The sequence below is a fragment of the Cognatundibacterium luofuense genome (genome assembly GCF_018139685.1).
Lineage (GTDB): Bacteria > Pseudomonadota > Gammaproteobacteria > Burkholderiales > Burkholderiaceae_D > Undibacterium > Undibacterium luofuense.
Genome location: NZ_JAGSPN010000475.1, coordinates 1 through 311, shown reverse-complemented (window position 1 = coordinate 311; position 311 = coordinate 1). Strand labels below are relative to the sequence as shown.

The window sequence follows — 311 nt, the reverse complement described above, 5'->3', positions numbered from 1 at the left end:
AAGGTCGCCCAGCCCTCATTCATGACCTGGGTCTGACGTTGGGGATAAAAATACTGCGAAATTTTACGGATGATGCGCACAATTTCACGCTGCCATGGCTCCAGCAAAGGCGCATATTTCTCGATGAAATACAGCAAATTTTCCTGCGGCTCACGCGGAAAGCGCTGCTGCCCCTGCTGATTCTCTTGCACCTCAGGACGGCGCGGTAAGGTGCGCCATAAATCATTGATTTGCGATTGCAGGTAAGCTTCGCGTTCAGTCTGACGCTCTCTTTCCTCGATCAGGGAAATCCGGGCCGGACGTTTATAGCG

At 52.4% G+C, this 311-nt stretch carries 1 protein-coding gene; it reads right to left on the bottom strand.

All coding sequences use genetic code 11. From position 1 onward, the window contains the following. Positions 1 to 311, bottom strand: a 311-nt coding sequence (locus tag KDM89_RS21285) for a SpoVR family protein (protein ID WP_212689793.1), incomplete at both ends; no start/stop codon positions are given.